General features: G+C 26.3%; 18 protein-coding genes and 3 pseudogenes. 18 read left to right on the top strand and 3 right to left on the bottom strand.

Features of this window, described 5'->3' with window-relative positions; genetic code table 4:
- Positions 1-3 precede the first annotated feature (3 nt).
- The 4 genes and pseudogenes from uvrA to AACK93_RS04020 all read left to right on the top strand — a co-directional run bounded on the left by uvrA (position 4) and on the right by AACK93_RS04020 (position 6,435).
- Positions 4-2,874, top strand: a complete 2,871-nt coding sequence (gene uvrA / locus AACK93_RS04035) for an excinuclease ABC subunit UvrA (protein ID WP_339025430.1) — start codon at positions 4-6, stop codon at positions 2,872-2,874.
- 196 nt (positions 2,875-3,070) lie between these two features.
- A pseudogene (locus tag AACK93_RS04030) lies at positions 3,071-4,302 on the top strand (IS256 family transposase).
- Between the two features lie 390 nt (positions 4,303-4,692).
- Positions 4,693-5,852, top strand: a pseudogene (locus AACK93_RS04025) (IS3 family transposase).
- A 304-nt stretch (positions 5,853-6,156) separates the two neighbouring features.
- Entirely contained in the window at positions 6,157-6,435 is a 279-nt protein-coding gene (locus AACK93_RS04020) for a phosphotransferase (protein WP_339025428.1), read from the top strand.
- Between the two features lie 161 nt (positions 6,436-6,596).
- On the opposite strand, the gene AACK93_RS04015 is transcribed toward AACK93_RS04020, so the two are convergent.
- Positions 6,597-7,016 carry a DxFTY motif-containing membrane protein gene (locus AACK93_RS04015; protein ID WP_339025427.1) on the bottom strand — a complete coding sequence of 140 codons (420 nt, stop codon included), beginning with the start codon at positions 7,014-7,016 and terminating at the stop codon, positions 6,597-6,599.
- A 507-nt stretch (positions 7,017-7,523) separates the two neighbouring features.
- Positions 7,524-8,732: pseudogene (locus tag AACK93_RS04010) on the bottom strand (IS256 family transposase).
- Between the two features lie 567 nt (positions 8,733-9,299).
- On the opposite strand from AACK93_RS04010, the gene AACK93_RS04005 reads away from it, so the two are divergent.
- The 14 genes from AACK93_RS04005 (at position 9,300) to AACK93_RS03940 (ending at position 15,536) form a co-directional block, all read left to right on the top strand.
- Entirely contained in the window at positions 9,300-9,626 is a 327-nt protein-coding gene (locus AACK93_RS04005) for a hypothetical protein (RefSeq protein WP_339025426.1), read from the top strand.
- A gap of 2 nt (positions 9,627-9,628) precedes the next feature.
- Positions 9,629-9,850: a hypothetical protein gene (locus AACK93_RS04000; RefSeq protein WP_339025425.1), complete on the top strand. Its 222-nt coding sequence runs from the start codon at positions 9,629-9,631 to the stop codon at positions 9,848-9,850.
- Positions 9,851-9,867: 17 nt separating this feature from the next.
- A complete protein-coding gene (locus AACK93_RS03995; RefSeq protein WP_339025424.1) occupies positions 9,868-10,011 on the top strand; it encodes a hypothetical protein in 144 nt (47 codons plus the stop codon).
- Positions 10,012-10,014: 3 nt separating this feature from the next.
- Complete coding sequence (locus tag AACK93_RS03990; RefSeq protein WP_339024861.1) at positions 10,015-10,245, top strand: hypothetical protein; 231 nt, start codon at positions 10,015-10,017, stop codon at positions 10,243-10,245.
- A 78-nt stretch (positions 10,246-10,323) separates the two neighbouring features.
- On the top strand, positions 10,324-10,656 hold the full coding sequence (locus tag AACK93_RS03985; protein ID WP_339025423.1) for a hypothetical protein: 333 nt from the start codon (positions 10,324-10,326) through the stop codon (positions 10,654-10,656).
- A 24-nt stretch (positions 10,657-10,680) separates the two neighbouring features.
- A complete protein-coding gene (locus AACK93_RS03980; RefSeq protein ID WP_339025422.1) occupies positions 10,681-11,022 on the top strand; it encodes a hypothetical protein in 342 nt (113 codons plus the stop codon).
- Positions 11,023-11,046: 24 nt separating this feature from the next.
- Entirely contained in the window at positions 11,047-11,667 is a 621-nt protein-coding gene (locus tag AACK93_RS03975; protein WP_339025421.1) for a hypothetical protein, read from the top strand.
- A 3-nt stretch (positions 11,668-11,670) separates the two neighbouring features.
- Positions 11,671-11,955 carry a hypothetical protein gene (locus AACK93_RS03970; RefSeq protein ID WP_339025419.1) on the top strand — a complete coding sequence of 95 codons (285 nt, stop codon included), beginning with the start codon at positions 11,671-11,673 and terminating at the stop codon, positions 11,953-11,955.
- Between the two features lie 2 nt (positions 11,956-11,957).
- A complete protein-coding gene (locus AACK93_RS03965) occupies positions 11,958-12,209 on the top strand; it encodes a hypothetical protein (RefSeq protein ID WP_339025397.1) in 252 nt (83 codons plus the stop codon).
- A gap of 108 nt (positions 12,210-12,317) precedes the next feature.
- Entirely contained in the window at positions 12,318-12,614 is a 297-nt protein-coding gene (locus AACK93_RS03960) for a hypothetical protein (RefSeq protein WP_339025395.1), read from the top strand.
- On the top strand, positions 12,604-12,837 hold the full coding sequence (locus tag AACK93_RS03955; RefSeq protein ID WP_339025394.1) for a hypothetical protein: 234 nt from the start codon (positions 12,604-12,606) through the stop codon (positions 12,835-12,837). Before AACK93_RS03960 ends, AACK93_RS03955 begins: the two co-directional genes overlap by 11 nt.
- Before the next feature lie 265 nt (positions 12,838-13,102).
- Complete coding sequence (locus AACK93_RS03950; RefSeq protein ID WP_339025418.1) at positions 13,103-13,657, top strand: hypothetical protein; 555 nt, start codon at positions 13,103-13,105, stop codon at positions 13,655-13,657.
- 52 nt (positions 13,658-13,709) lie between these two features.
- Positions 13,710-14,987 (top strand): hypothetical protein, encoded by a 1,278-nt coding sequence (locus AACK93_RS03945; protein WP_339025417.1) that lies wholly within the window; start codon positions 13,710-13,712, stop codon positions 14,985-14,987.
- A gap of 45 nt (positions 14,988-15,032) precedes the next feature.
- On the top strand, positions 15,033-15,536 hold the full coding sequence (locus tag AACK93_RS03940) for a hypothetical protein (protein ID WP_339025415.1): 504 nt from the start codon (positions 15,033-15,035) through the stop codon (positions 15,534-15,536).
- Positions 15,537-15,843: 307 nt separating this feature from the next.
- Here the strand turns inward: AACK93_RS03940 and AACK93_RS03935 are convergent, their stop codons facing one another.
- Positions 15,844-17,061, bottom strand: coding sequence for a hypothetical protein (locus tag AACK93_RS03935; RefSeq protein ID WP_339025414.1), 1,218 nt, complete (start codon positions 17,059-17,061; stop codon positions 15,844-15,846).
- Positions 17,062-17,113: the final 52 nt, after the last annotated feature.

The raw sequence follows: 17,113 nt of genomic DNA, 5'->3' as shown, positions 1-17,113 counted from the left end.
TTGATGGATGATGCAACAAAATATATAATTGTAAAAGGAGCTAGAGAGCATAACTTAAAAAATGTTGATTTAACAATTCTTAAAAATAAGTTAATTGTTTTTACTGGCGTTTCTGGCAGCGGGAAGTCATCATTAGCCTTTAATACGATTTATGCTGAAGGACAAAGAAGATATATGGAATCATTGTCGACGTATGCCCGACAATTTTTAGGTAATAGTGAAAAACCTGATGTTGATTCTATTGAAGGACTATCACCAGCGATTTCTATTGATCAAAAAACTACTAGTAATAATCCTCGTAGTACTGTGGGAACAGTGACAGAAATATATGATTATTTACGATTATTATATGCTCGTGTGGGGCTACCATATTGTATTAATGGTCATGGTTTAATTAAAGCAATGACAATTAAGGAAATGATTAAAAGATTAAAACAAGTAACAATGGAAGAACGCATTGAAATTTTGTCGCCAGTAGTTATTGATAAAAAAGGAACGCATTATGAGTTGTTTTTAACTTTGCGACACGAAGGGTTTTTACGCGTTAAGGTTAATAACCACATTTATTCATTAGATGATGATATTCAATTAGATAAAAGTAAACGGCATAATATTGATATTGTTGTTGATCGCATTAAATTAAGTGATAATGATAATGTTTGATCTAATATTCATGACAGTTTAGAAAAATCATTAAAGTATAGTAAAGGATTGTCAAAAGTTGTCCTTGTTAATAGTAAAGAGCAATTATTATTTTCGCAAAATCACGCTTGTAACCAATGTAGTTTTATAATTCCGGAGTTAGAACCCCGTTTATTTTCTTTTAATGCACCAATGGGGGCGTGTTCTGAATGTAAGGGTATTGGTATTCGTTTGGAAGTTGATGAAGATTTATTATTTCCTAATCGTAATCTTTCAATTAATCAAGGTGGAATTGAATTTTATAAAAATTTTATTGGTGGTGATAGTTTAGAATGACAGAAATTAAAAATTATTTGTAAAGAATATGGTATTGACTTAGATCAACCGATTAAAAATCTTAGTGATGAACAAATTAATTATTTAATGTATGGTAGTGATAAACAATTAAATTATACTTTAGTATCTAGTAATAATAATACTTATAAAAGTTATGACTATATTGAAGGTGTTGCTAGTATTGTTGAACGACGCTTTGTTGAAACTGTTAATGAAATGCGTCGTGAATATTATCGGAAATTTATGAGTGATAAAACTTGTTGGTCTTGTAAAGGGGCACGATTAAACCCCAAAGCATTATGTGTTAAGGTAGGAACAATAAATATTAATGAATTTACTAATTTAGATATTGATGAAAGTTTAGATTATATTCTTAGTTTAAAATTATCAAAACAACAACAAGAGATTGCTAAGTTAGTTATTAATGAATTAGTTAATCGTTTAAGCTTTTTAAATGATGTTGGTTTAAGATATTTAAATTTATCAAGAGCGGCTCAATCATTATCTGGTGGTGAAGCCCAACGAATTCGTTTAGCAACGCAAATTGGTTCAAAATTGACAGGAGTATTATATGTATTAGACGAACCTTCAATTGGTTTACATCAAAAAGATAATGACCGATTAATTAAAACTTTAAAATCGTTACGAGATTTAGGAAATACGGTTATTGTTGTTGAACATGATAAAGATATGATACATCAAGCTGATTGACTTGTTGATTTTGGTCCTAAAGCTGGTAAATTTGGGGGTGAAATTATTGCTGTGGGAACAAAAGCCGATATTATCGCTAGTGAAAAGTCAATTACAGGGAGATATTTATCACATCAAGAAACGATTACGATTCCAAAAAAGCGCCGAAGTGGGAATAATAAGAAAATTACTATTATTGGAGCAAGAGAAAATAATTTAAAAAATATTGATGTTACTATTCCTTTAGGAAAACTTATTATTGTTACAGGGGTTTCCGGCAGTGGAAAATCAACTTTAGTAAATGAAGTGTTATATAAAAATTTGCTACAAAATTTAGGACAAAAGGTTAATCGTCCGGGTAAACATCAAAATATTAAGGGAATGGATAACATTGATAAAGTTGTTAATGTTTCGCAAGAACCAATTGGAAGGACGCCGCATAGTAATCCGGCAACTTATACTTCAGTTTTTGATGATATTCGTGATTTATTTGCTGCATCACCATTAGCTAAAACTCAAGGTTATCTTAAAGGAAGGTTTTCTTTTAATGTTCGTGGCGGAAGATGTGAACGCTGTCAGGGGGCAGGAATTATTAAAATTGCGATGCATTTTTTACCAGATGTTTTTGTTACTTGTGAAATATGTGAAGGGATGCGCTATAATGATGAAACTTTACAAGTTAAATATAAAGGGAAAAATATTTATGATGTTTTAAATATGTCAGTTGTTGAAGCTCAGGAGTTTTTTGCAAATATTCCGAAAATTAATGTTAAATTACAAACCTTGCTTGATGTTGGTATGGGATATATTAAGTTAGGACAACCAACAACCCAATTATCTGGGGGGGAAGCTCAAAGAGTTAAATTAGCGACTTACTTACAAAAAAGAGCAACTAGAAAAACATTATTTATTTTAGATGAACCAACAACGGGATTACATATTGATGATGTTAAAAGATTATTATCAGTTCTTAGTCGCATTGTTAATAATGGTGATACGGTTCTTGTTATTGAACATAATTTAGATGTTATTAAGTTAGGTGATTACATTATTGACTTAGGACCTAATGGCGGGAGATATGGCGGCGAAGTAATTGTTACAGGAACGCCAGAGCAAGTAATTAATAGTAATAAAAATTCATATACGGCTGAATATTTAAGAAAAGTTTATCAAATTAATGATAATATTAAATTAAATATAAAGTAGGTGACTATTAATGAAAATTCCGTTTAAAAATAACAATAATCGTTTGTTTAACAATATCACCAATTGTAGTTTTAGGGGTCGCGTTTAGTTTTCTTAGGTATTTTTAAAAAAAGAAAAAATAATCATTTGGTCCTGTCCAAAATTCTGTGTCTCGATAATTCATTCTGAATTATACTTAAACGAAGGAGAACAGAAAATGACAAAAAAAATAAAAAAAGAACCTGATGCAATTGATAAAGTTGTGGATTATTTTTTAGAAAATATTGATAATCCACAAGATTTATTTAAAAGTAATAATATTTTTCAGGAATTTACCAGAAAATTAACTGAACGAATGTTAAATGCAGAAATTAAAGATCATCTTGAAACTGATGAGAATCATAATAAAAGAAATGGCAACACACAAAAAACCATTATTACTTAAAAATGGTTCAATCATAATTGATGTACCAAGAGATCGAAATAGTACTTTTAAACCAGTAATTATTTCAAAAAGACAAAGAAAATTTAATAACTTTGATCAAAAAGTAATTTCTTTATATGCAAGAGGAATGACAATTTCTGATATCAAAGCACAATTGCAAGAATTCTATCACGGAGCAGAAATTTCAGAAAGTTTAATTAATCAAATAACTGATGATGTGTTATTGAAGAAGTTAAAGTGTGACAAACTAAACCTTTAGAGAAGATTTATCCGATTGTTTATTTTGATTGTATTGTTGTTAAAGTAAAGCAAGATAAACGAATAATAAATAAAGCAGTTTATCTTGCCTTAGGAATTAATTTAGATGGTTTAAAAGATATTTTAGGAATGTGAATTAGCGAGAATGAGGGGAGCCAAATTTTGACTTAACACCAAATCCCCTTACGGAAATGAAAAATCGTGGCTTACAAGATATTCTTGTTGCTTATAGTGATAATTTAACCGGGATGTCTGATGCAATAGAAGCTGTTTTTCTAAAAACACAGCACCAATTATGCATTGTTCATCAAATTCGTAATAGTTTAAAATTTGTTCCTCACAAAGATCGCAAACTTGTAGCTAATGATTTAAAATCAATTTATACAGCAATTAATGAAGAAATATCGTTGGTTGCTTTAGACAATTTTGCTGAAAAGTGAGATAAAAAATACCCCCAAATTACTAAATCATGAAAAAATAACTGAAATAATTTAATAATTTTTCTTGAATATCCTCAAGAATTTAGGAGAATTATTTATACAACTAATGCAATAGAGTCTGTTAATAGTCAATTAAGAAAAGTCGTTAAAAATAAAAAGATTTTTCCTAATGACGCATCAGTTTTTAAAATATTTTATTTAGCATTTCAAAATATGGTTAAGAAATGAACGATGCCAATTCAAAATTGGGGTAGTGCAATTTCACATTTAATGATAAAATTTGAGGACAGAGTGAATTTAAGTTAATTACTTAGAGACACAGTTAATTGTACAGTCCCAATCATTTACTATAAATTATTTCAATATGCAAATTAAGTATATATTTCTTATGTATGATTTTTGTTGTAAAAACTTATTTTAATGTTGTTTTTATAAGCGCTTTCCTTAGTTTTTGTAACCCTTTTATTGAGATTATGTTTGTTGATATTAAAGATTTTTTTTATTATTTATTTTCCAAATAAAATGATAATTAAATTGTGATTGTTTTTCTTTCAAAATTATTTAAATCTTTACCTACCTAACAAAACATTATGTGTCCATGCTGTAACAAATAAATATAATAGATGGATAGGCCTACAATAAGTTGGACCATAATTATATAGACTTCGAAATTATTAAGAAAGAAGGAATATAAAAATGGAAAATAAAACCTCATACTATGAAGAATTTAAAAAACAAATTGTCATGCTATACAAAAATGGCAAAAGTATTATTAATTTAGGGAAAGAATATAATTTACCAAAACCAACTATTTATAGTTGAGTTAAAAATTATAATAATTCTGGTTCATTTAAAGCAAAAGACAATCGCACACTAGAAGAAAATGAAATAATAATTTTACGAAAAGAACTTAAAGACTTGAAAATGGAAAATGACATTTTAAAGCAAGCCGCACTGATAATGGCCAAAAAATAACAATAGTTAATAGCAATAAGAAAAAATATTCAATAAGAAAAATGTGTAAATTATTAAATATTTCAAAATCCAATTACTATTATCAAATTAATAAATACACAAGGAAAATAGTGAATAATTATAATCAAGAAATTATCAGTGCATTTAACGCAAGCCGCCAAGTCTATGGAGCTCGAAAAATCAAAGTAGTATTAGCTCATAAAAGTATTAACCTATCTAGACACAAAATTAGAAATATTATAAAAAACAATAATTTGATATCAAAGTACACAAAAACAAGACTTAAATGCAAAAATATTCAAGTAAATAATGATCCAGTAAATAACATTGTAAACCGAGACTTTAATAATAGAAAAATAAATGAAACTATCGTTAGTGACTTAACTTATATAAAGTGGGTTTTAAATGATTTTATGTGTGTCTCCTAATTGATTTGTATAATCGCGAGATTGTTGGTTATAGTTCCGGGCCAAATAAAAATACGGAGTTGGTTTATCAAGCTATTATGCGAATTACTAGACCATTATCAAAAATTGAAATATTTCATACCGACCGAGGTAATGAGTTTAAAAATAATATAATTGATCAATTATTATCTACATTTAAAATTCAAAGATCATTGAGTGCGAAGGGTTGTCCATATGATAATGCAGTTGCTGAAGCAACTTATAAAGTTTTTAAAACAGAATTTTATTAATGGTAGAAAATTCAATGATCTTGCACAATTAGAACTTGAATTATTTGATTACATTAATTGATACAATAATCTTAGAATTAGAATACATGGCGGTTTAAATTACTTATCTCCAGTTGTTACTTTTTTAGAAAACAAATGTCTATATAAAAATTGTCCTAAAAAGGGTTGCCAATCCAAGATTTAGTAAGTAAAAATATAAAATTAATATATATTTAGTCAAAATTTAATAATAATTAATAATTTTTATTGTGTAAAAATTCAATAATATGATAGAACAGCAACGAATAAAAATGACGATAACAAGAAAGGTGTGGTTAGTTTAGTAATTAAATAATATAATTAGCTGATTGTTTTATTTCTTCAAAGCAATACCCAAGAAAACTAAACGCAGCCTTTCATTATAAATTATTTTTAAAAATTTTATGCATTATTTTATAATTTATCATCCCTTTTTAAAAAACCTCTTGTGCTTGTCATAAGTCTGTGGTTTGTTACACCAACAAAATTTAACTAGTGATGAACAAAAAATAATTAATTTTTTTACTAACTATGAACCCCGAGAATTAAAACTTTGCCATAATGACTTAGTTCCTGGCAATATTTTAGTTACTAAACAACAAATTTATATTATTGACTATGAATATGCAATGAAAAACGACCCTTTATCTGATATTGCTTCTTTTATTAGCGAAACTATTTATCGTAATAACAATTTAATTAATCATTTTTTACACGAATTTAGTTTAACAATAACTGATTGATGTTAAAACTATTTGATGATGAATTCAATATCAAAACCTAATTTGATGCTATTGAGTTAATTCTCTATGAGAACAAACTTCATTATCAATCTATCAAGAAAATATTAAATGATAAATACGAAGAGTTACAAAAAGGTTGAGCAAATGACTTATTATTTATTTAGTTATTAATCTTTATAAAAATAATTTGTAATTGTCATCACAATAATTGTCATTACTAAAGTTCCTAAAATAGCTAATGAGATTGCAATAATAAAGCGTCAAAAAACTGATAATAATCATAAACTAGTTAAATATAAAACAACAAATTCTAGCATTACAATAATACTATAAATAAACTGTTCTTGTTGATGATAACCACACAAAAAACAAACTAATGTTGTAATAAAAGAATATAGTAGCATCCCCCCCCCAATTAAAAACATATATCCAAAAGCAATACTATCTTTAAAATTCAATTTTAATAAATTTAATTGCGGATCTAAAAGTAATCAAATAATCAATCCAGGGATTAGTGCTTGTCACAAAACAAAAAAAATACTTCTTAACTTATTATCACTTCGCATCTTTTCACTACTTAATATCACTATTCCCTCACTCTCATAAATTATACAACAAAAAACTAGACTTTTAGAAATCTAGTTTTATTGGACGCATAAAGTTTTGTTAGGTAGGAGGAGATTTGAATACGTATTAAGACAGTCGGCAATGATTGTCTTTTTATTTTATAAGGTGTTAAAATTTTGTTCTTTGAAAATTAAATGCGAGTGAATTAATAATGTTGATATGTATTAAAGAATGATAAATTGTTGGTGGTCGCCATACATAACCAAAAGAAGTTTATCAGTTGATAGATAACATCCTATTAGCTATAGCAATTTGTTTCTTTTTGCAATAGACTTGGTACATAACTATAACATTTTATGCCTAATAGACTATAAAATTCATGAGCGCGGTCGCGTTTAGTTTTCTTAGGTATTTTTTAAAAAAGAAAAAATAATCATTTACTATAAATTATTTCAATATCCAAATTAAGTATATATTTATTATGTATGATTTTTAGGGATTGTACAATTAACTGTGTCTCTAAGTAATTAACTTAAATTCACTCTGTCCTCAAATTTTATCATTAAATGTGAAATTGCACTACCCCAATTTTGAATTGGCATTGTTCATTTTTTAGTCATATTTTGAAATGCCAAATAAAATATTTTAAAAACTGATAAATCATTAGGAAAAATCTTTTTATTTTTAACGACTTTTCTTAATTGACTATTAACAGACTCTATTGCATTAGTTGTATAAATAATTATTCTAAATTCTTGAGGATATTCAAGAAAAATTATTAAATTATCTCAGTTATTTTTTCATGATTTAGCAATTTGGGGGTATTTTTTATCTCACTTTTCAGCAAAATTGTCTAAAGCAAGTAAGGCTGTATCTTCATTAATTGCTGTATAAATTGATTTTAAATCATTAGCTACCAGTTTACGGTCTTTGTAAGGAACGAATTTGATGAACAATACATAATTGATGTTGTGTTTTTGAAAAAACAACTTCTATTGCATCAGACATTCCTGTTAAATTATCACTACAAGCAACAAGAATATCTTGTAATCCGCGATTTTTCATTTCCGTAAGATTATTAAGTCAAAACTTGACTCCCTCATTTTCACTAATTCACATTCCTAAAATATCTTTTAAACCATCTAAATTAATTCCTATCCTAAGGCAAGATATACTGCTTTGTTTATTATTCGTTTATCTCGTTTTACTTTAACAACAATACAATCAAAATAAACAATCGGATAAATCTTCTCTAAAGGTTTAGTTTGTCACATTTTAACTTCTTCAATAACATCATCAGTTATTTGACTAATTAAACTTTCTGAAATTTCTGCTCCGTGATAGAATTCTTGCAATTGTGCTTTGATATCAGAAATTGTCATTCCTCTTGCATATAAAGAAATTACTTTTTGATCAAAGTTATCAAATTTTCTTTGTCTTTTTGGAATAATTACTGGTTCAAAAGTATTGTTTTGATTTCTTGGTACATCAATTGCGATTGAACCATTTTTAGTAATAATGGTTTTTTGTGTGTTGCCATTTCTTTTATTATGATTCTCATTAGTTTCAGGATAATCTTTAATTTTCGTATTTAACATTCGTTCAGTTAATTTTTTGGTAAATTCCTGAAAAATAGTATTGCCTTTAAATAAATCTTGTGGATTATCAATATTTTCTAAAAAATAATTCACAACTTTATCAATTGCATCAGGTTCTTTTTTTATTTTTTTTGTCATTTTCTGTTCTCCTTCGTTTAAGTATAATTCAGAATGAATTATTGAGACACAGAATTGGACGCATAAAGTTTTGTTAGGTGGGAAAAGATTTGAATAAGTATTAAGACAGTCGGCAATGATTGTCTTTTTATTTTATAAGATGTTAAAAATTTGTTCTTTGAAAATTAAATACAAGTGAATTAATAATGTTGGTATGTATTAAAGTACGATAAATTGTGGGCGGTCGCCATAACCCCCAAAAGAAGGTTTACCAATTAATAGATAAATACCCTATTAGCTATAGCAATTTGTTTCATTTTGCAATAAAAAAATGAATAGGGTGGATTTCCTAAAAATATACACGCTATTAAATTAGTTCCAAGGGCAGGATGCGGACATTAAAGTGTAGAAATTTCTATATAGAGAGATACTAAGTTTAAAATTATTAAAATATTTATTTAATTAAAAAACAAAATTTAATAACAAAGTCTGTTAAACACTTAAATCTGCGATATATAAGTGTTTAAAAAACTAAGTTAGTTAACTTAGTTAACTAACTTAGTTTATTCATAAGAAAGGTAATTTATTATGAAAAACATTGAAAACATTTTCTTAAATACTAAGAAATATCTTTTAAAAAAAACACAAAACGCAATGCTTATTAAAGCACCAAAAATTCCATGATTTAATGAACAAATCGGCATTTGGTTTCCAAAACGATTTGTTTATAAAGGAAAATATGAAAATTCAATTTGCATTGGAATAATAAAAGATAGTAAATATCAAGTAATTTCGATTAATCAAAAAGAAAAAGAAACCAAATTAATTAAGGGACAAGAATTATTAGGTTTTTTCATTGCCGAAAAAGAAAACAATAAAAAAGATACAAATTATAACTATTTTAAAGGAGTTTAAAAATGAATATTGCGATTGGAATAATATTTACTATTATTTGCATAATGTTATTAGCATATTTTGCTTATAAAATTTATGCCAAAATAAAAATGCGAATTAAATATAAAAATGCCATTAAAAATAATGCTGGTAATTTCACGAAAGACGAAAAAGTATTTATTGCTCGCTTTGAAGAATGAGTTAAAGCTCCTAATTCAAAAGAAAATAACGCGGATAAAAAATAATTTTTTGAGAAATTATTATGGAATTTTTAAAACTGTTTATTCCGATAGAAAAAATGCCTGCACAAGTTGCGTTTATTGCCGGATTAATTATTATCATTACTTTTCTTTTCGCATTAATTTCAATTATGTATTTACCAATAAAAATGATTTTTGGGAAATAAAAAATGACGGTAAATTTAAAAGAATTTAATTGAGAGCAAATTAAACAAACTTTCTGAGATTTATTTATTCAAATTACAACTATTCCGGCTCACATTACTGGTGGTAAAGAAATTGATTTAACCGAAACACCACTTTGGCTTTTAATAGCAAACATTGCTTTTTGACTCCTAACAGCGATTATGGTGTGATTTATTCTAATGTTACTTTGAAAAACAATATCAGTATTTAGATAGAGGCAAAAGTAATGTCAAGAAGTTACATTGTGATGCATTCCCAAAGAAATTCAAAATTAATTAGGAAAAAATACAATAGTGTTAAGGTTAACCGTGGTTTTAACAAATTTAAGAAAAACTTTGAATATAAATGATGAATGTTTTAAAGAGAAAGGAGGTGATTATATGATTGGAACTTTCTTGGCCGATGCACCAGCAACAGCAGAAAAAATAACAGCTAGTGATGCGATGACTAAATTATGAAATGCAATTATGACAGCGTTTACTAAAATGTGAGATATTATTGCTGTTAATATGCCACAAGTCGGTAACTTCTTTGCTGACTACTGAATCTTCATTTTTCCATTTATTTTGGCAATATTCTTTATTTGCTTTAAAATGTTTGAAAAATTACTTGGAGCGGTACGCTAACAAAAAAATAAAGTGAGGCGCAAGATGAAATTTTGCAAATGAGTAATAGAAAAAAATAACCATTTTATTGAATTGAATCGCACCTCATTTTTAATTTTATGACATTGGGGAGCAATTTGATACATTTACAACGGTTATTTTAAAAATATTGTAAGCTATTTATTTTTAGCGGGTTGTATTTTAATTTTCCTTTTTAAAATCGGTAATTTAACACAAATTAACAAAGTTATTAATTTCTTAAAAAACTCACCATTAAATATTGTTATTGGTTCATTAGGAACTGGAAAAACTGCTTTTCTAGTATACGCATCAAAATTATTAAAAAAGAAGAAATATCACATCGCATCAACCTTTCCATTACTATAAACCCAAAAATTAAGTTTAGGACATATGGGATTGTTAGACTTTGATTATCCGGTATTACCAGACAAAACCTTACTGTTATGAGATGAAACCAATTTATTTTTAGAAGGAACGGATTGGGAAAAAAATAATACCAAAAACGAAGAAACCGGTATTCAAGAATATTTCGCTCTGGCACGCCATTTTGGTCATATTGTTCTCGCTAGTGGTCAAAGATATAAACATATTTGAGTTAAAGTTCGTGATATTGCCAATAATGTGATTGTGGGCATTCGTAAAAAACCCGTTAATATTTTTCGTCCCTACTTAAAAGTCATTTATGGTACGTTTACGAGCATTGAAGAATATGAACGCTGACGAAACACCTTAATTGATGCTAAAAATAGTAAAAAGGGTCGTCGCATTAAATATCGCGATATTCCTGAACTTGATATTTATTTTTTTAAACTAAAAATTCCTTTACCGATATTAAACACTTACAATTCTTTTTACCTAGCGTTTTTAAGAGATTACTTAAATTCAAAAATTAATCCTGACTATGAAGATAAATATTATACTGACACGGCAATTGATTTAGAAGACTTGGAATACTTAAAAATGGATAAATTTAGCAAATTTTTAAGAAAAATGAAAGAAAAGGAACAATAAAAAATGGAAAATCTTGCAAAAATGGCCGACTTTCTTGCCCAAATGCTTTATAAAGTTTTTGATTTAATTTGAAGTCTTGAAGTGCCGGGAACGAATATTCAACTAATATTTCCTTTATTCTTAACGCTGGCTGTAGAATTTCTTATGGCAATTATTCTCGGATTTGGTAGTCAACAAGTTAATTTAGAAAAACAACGCCAATATGCGGTTAAAAATAAGGGGCGTTTAAGTGCGTGAGGAAAAGCTAAAAAACAAATGAAACCAATAAAAACAAAACAAGGTAACTAAAAATGTTTAAACTAATTATTATTTTTATCTTAATAACTGTTCTTGGATTATTGGCTGGTAGTCATTTTGAAACTTTAACGAATTATATTAGCGAAGGGCTTGCCAATTTCCAAAAGTTTATTACTAGTAATTTAACAATTTTAGAGCTATTTAAACCAATGGCCCGGACATTTTCGCAACATCCAATCGTTTTTATCATTCTTGGTGTTACTTGTGTACTTATTGCCTTATTTATTGTAATTAAAGGTAGGTAAAAAATGGAAAAATGAACTAAAAAACAAGAATTATAAATAGAGAATGACAAATTAAAAATTGTTAATGTCATATTAGAAAATAGTGTTAATACTCTTAAATACATAATAATGGAAAAAAATAAAGAAATTTTAGAACTAGAAAAGTGAAATACTATTCATATTAATCAAAAATCAGACTTAATAATTGAAAACCAAAAATTAAAAATTTTTAAACACGAAAGGAGAATAAAAATGAAAAAACTTTTAGCAAAATTATTTAAAAAAGATAATTCAAAAGAAAAAATGCCATTAAAATTAAAAATTAAAAATTCTTTTAAAAAGCAGTGGTTAAAAGTAGTATTAAGTATCATTTTTATTTTTATAAGCTTATTAATTTTTGCATTAACAGCAAGCAATGGATACTAAATGAATAACCGGAACAAGTGATGAATTTAATAATTTTATGAATAAAGAAATGGTTGATTTCTTTGGCAAATTCAATAGTGGTATTATGCTAGCAGGAATATTTGTTTTTTGATGAGGCGGAGCAATATATTTTGCAATTAAATTTGAAAAATTAATCCGCTTGATTATTCAGAAAATTAAAGCAAAAAGAGCCTTGAAAAATGAAATGAAACAAATTAATTAGTTCTTTAAAAAAATATTGATGGAGAATCTTACTTTACATTTTTATGATTACTATCTTTTTCATTCCATTTTTAAAATTGGAAATTAATGATTTGAAATTATTATATGAAAAATTTGAAGCATTAATTTCACTTATGATACTAGGATATTTAGATATATGCATTACAATAGCGGTAATTATAAATTGTAGCATTGAGTGGCTTATTAAAAAAATTAAAGAAAAAAGAACAATGAAAAATAAAATATTTTAAAGAGGAGTGATAAAAATGTTTATGAAAATATTTACCGTGTTAATTATTGGTTTTAATAACATTTTTGCCATTCTCCAAAACATTAACAATGACGAAATAACAACACAATCACTAATTAGAAACAAAAGACAAAACAATCAAGTGTCTGAAATTAACTTAACAAAAGCAGAATTTACAATATGAAAAAATGAAACTCCTTATAAACCTGCATCGGCGTGAAAAACAGAATTACAATTTTTATTAAATGATATAGAGAAGCAATCAGGAATAAAACCCATAAATCCTGTAGAAGAATTATGGAATAATAAAGGACGAATTCAAAGTTATATAAATCAAAATCAAGTTAATATTATTAAAAAACTTAACGAATTACAAATAAATACAAAATGAACAGAAGTTGAAAAAGAACAAAAACAAAATATTAAAATAAAAAATATTAAAATAAAATTTGAGTATCAAAAAGATACTTTTGCCGGTGTAAAATGAAACTGGTGAAAAATTCTAGAACTTGATGCACAATTGAAAGCCAAACCTACGACTGATATTGATTTACCAGAAACAACCCACTAACTTTGATGGCAACCACAACTATAACGATGTCATTGAGAACCTTGACTATTTAATGATTCATCGTGGTGATTTTGACAAATTTAATTACTCTTATCTTTATTGAACACCAGTATTTAATTTTATTGACACCTTAGAAAAAGGTTACTATAAAGAATTCACAATTAAAAACCACGGCTTTAAAAATGAAAGCTATTTTTATCATAAGACTTCTAGTAGTGAAGATGAAATTAATAAGAATATTTTAAAAATTAAAGCTTTTAATAAAACCTTAATCGCAGGTAATAACTATTTGCAATTACTACACGGTGAAACCGAAATCTGAAAATATGATACCAAAAGTACTAACGATTATTACCTAATTAAGTATCTTTTTGGTACCTTAAATTACCTCAATGTTAGATTTAGTTTTTTGCGCTATGACCCCGATTTAAAAAATGATATTTACTTATATTTTAAAAATAACATTCCTAGTATTAACGACAGCGATTACAAAAATGTTTTTGATGAAATCTATGAAATTCTCGGTAATTTCTTTGCTAGTTTATTTTATGCGACTTTTGATATGGACGAAAAAACTCATACTGAAATTGATTTTAAGGGTATAGAAAACTATAAGAAGGATTACTTTATTCAAATCGGTTTCTTTTATCGTTCATTAATTACCTTTTATCCCAAAAAATACTTAGTAAATATTATAGGAAACTCAGAATTATTACTAAGAAGTTATTTCTTTACTTTTGACAAAAAAATGCACCAAGATAATTACAATGCTATTAACAACACCAATAGTATTTATCAAATTGATTTTAATGTCCTTAAATCTTATGATAATAAACTGATTACCTTACCAACCAACAAAACCGCTAACAGTATTAATTATCTCAATACCGATATTGATATTCGTTATGGTATTAATATTTTTACCTTAACTTTTCCGCTTTATCACAAAGGTAATATCTCTAACTACAATTTTAAAATTTATGACTTTAATGTCTTAAATTCAACAGCCTTTATCCCTGATGGTTTAAATAACAGTGAATGAGACGATTTAATTCCGCCGGCAAATTGCAAATATTCCGGACGATGAATACCAACTTTTAATGATATTGGATGTGCCATTCAGAATGCTGGTATCAAAATGATAAACTGAATACTCACCGCTTCACAAATCATCACGATTTTGCGACCGTTAGCAATTATTGCAAAAGCAACAGTTAACTTTTCAACTGCTATTTTTCCAATTTTTAAAACGGTACCAGCTTTTTACTATACCTTTCAATTTTTAATCGGTTTTGCCATCTTTCTAATGATATTAAGAATTTTTATATAATATATATATATATATATATATTGAAAAAAATAAAGGAGTTAAAAAATGAAAATTTTAAGTATAATGGCTATTTTAGGATTAACAATATTGCCCGTAACTGCGTGCTCTAAAAAAATAAATAAACCAACGCTCTCAGACGGTAAAAAAAGTAATCAAGTGTCTGAAATTAACTTAACAAAAGCAGAATTTACAATATGAAAAAATGAAACTCCTTATAAACCTGCATCGGCGTGAAAAACAGAATTACAATTTTTATTAAATGATATAGAGAAGCAATCAGGAATAAAACCCATAAATCCTATAGAAGAATTATGGAACAATAAAGGACGAATTCAAAGTTATATAAATCAAAATCAAGTTAATATTATTAAAAAACTTAACGAATTACAAATAAATACAAAATGAACAGAAGTTGAAAAAGAACAAAAACAAAATATTGAAATAAAAAATATTAAAATAAAATTTGAGTATCAAAAAGATACTTTTGCTGGCGTAACATGAAACTGGTGAAAAATGATAGAATTTAATGCACAATCAGAAACAAATTAAAATACGAAAGGGGGCTCGTACAAAATTAACTGTGTCTCTAAGTAATTAACTTAAATTCACTTTGTCCTCAAATTTTATCATTAAATGTGAAATTGCACTACCTCGATTTTGAATTGACATCGTTCATTTGGGCAGTTCAACTTTTTTCATTTTTTATCCTTTTTATTTTGACAAAATAAAAACCAGTAATTAATTAAAATTACTGGTGTAAATATTATTCTTATTTTATCACAAGAAATTTAAACTTGTTGGGCTTGTTTTAATTAAAGTTATTGTTCTAAATAGCTAATATCGTTTTTATAAAACCTTATACTATAGTAGTAACTGTATTTGTTCTTACCGGCCCTTCTCTTTCTGATGAAAAAAATGCTTCACCGTTAAATGTTATTTTATCATTGTTTTTATCTATAGTAATTTCATTGGGTAATAAACTATATTTTTGTAAAATTTGCATTACTTCTGTAATTGATAATGTAACTATTTGTTCTTTATTGTTATCATCAATTATTTTGGCAGTAATATTTCCTGTAATTTTTTGTTTTAAATTTAATATAACTTTAGATGTAATTATTCTTACTGGATAAGTAATTTTTAATTTTTCATTGGGATTAAGTTCAAATTTATCAGCGGGTTCCTTAAAAATACTTAAAATCATTTCTTGTTCTTGTTTATTTGTGTTTGATAAATCAAAATTATTTGATAATTCATTAATGATTTCAGAATTTTTATTATTTATATTTGTAAAATCTGTTAATTTCATTTCATCATCAGAATTTATGTTTCAACCATTTAATTTATTTTCTTGTTTTGTTTTAGTTAATCCTGTTGTAATTTGAAATACTAATTTTGATTTTGAATTATATTCACAAGCAGGTACATTAAATGATCTTGTATTTGGAGTTTTATTGATAATTTCTTTATCAGAACATACATTTTCAGGAACATTAGATCATAAAAATGAATTTTCTTTTTTTGTTATTTCAATATCTGAAAAATTTAAATTATTAGTATCAATATAATTTATTTCCTTAAATTTTAAATTAGGATTTTCGTTTCGAAATTTAAAAAATAATGCTTTTTTAATCAATTCATTTAAATTAATAATTTTATTTTGCCCATTATCAATTGAATAATGTATTTTTATATTATTATTTAAATTATTTTTTATTTTTAATATAGCTGAATTTTTTGTCTTGTTAATAATTTCTAATTGTGAAATATCTAAATCAGGATTTAAATAATTTAATTCATTTAAAATTGCATTATCAGAATTATCATTAATTTTTCCTAAATTTCGATTTAAATGGTATTCACTATATTCATAAATATTACCATCTGCCGATCCAAAATATAATTTGTTATTTAATACTACACCAGAAGATTCATTTCATGAACCCGTTGTAATGATAACCCTTTGTTGTCCTGTGGCTGGATCATATTCATAAAAATTTCTATCTCCTGAGCAAAAATATAATTTATTATTTAATACTACTCCAAAAGTTCGAATTTTTTCATTTGCTGTCATAACAATTTTTTGTTGATCTGTAATTGGATCATATTCATAAACATTATGATCA

It is taken from the genome of Spiroplasma endosymbiont of Agriotes lineatus (assembly GCF_964019485.1).
Taxonomy (GTDB): Bacteria; Bacillota_I; Bacilli_A; order Mycoplasmatales; family Nriv7; genus Nriv7.
This window is presented reverse-complemented; position numbering and strand designations above follow the sequence as displayed.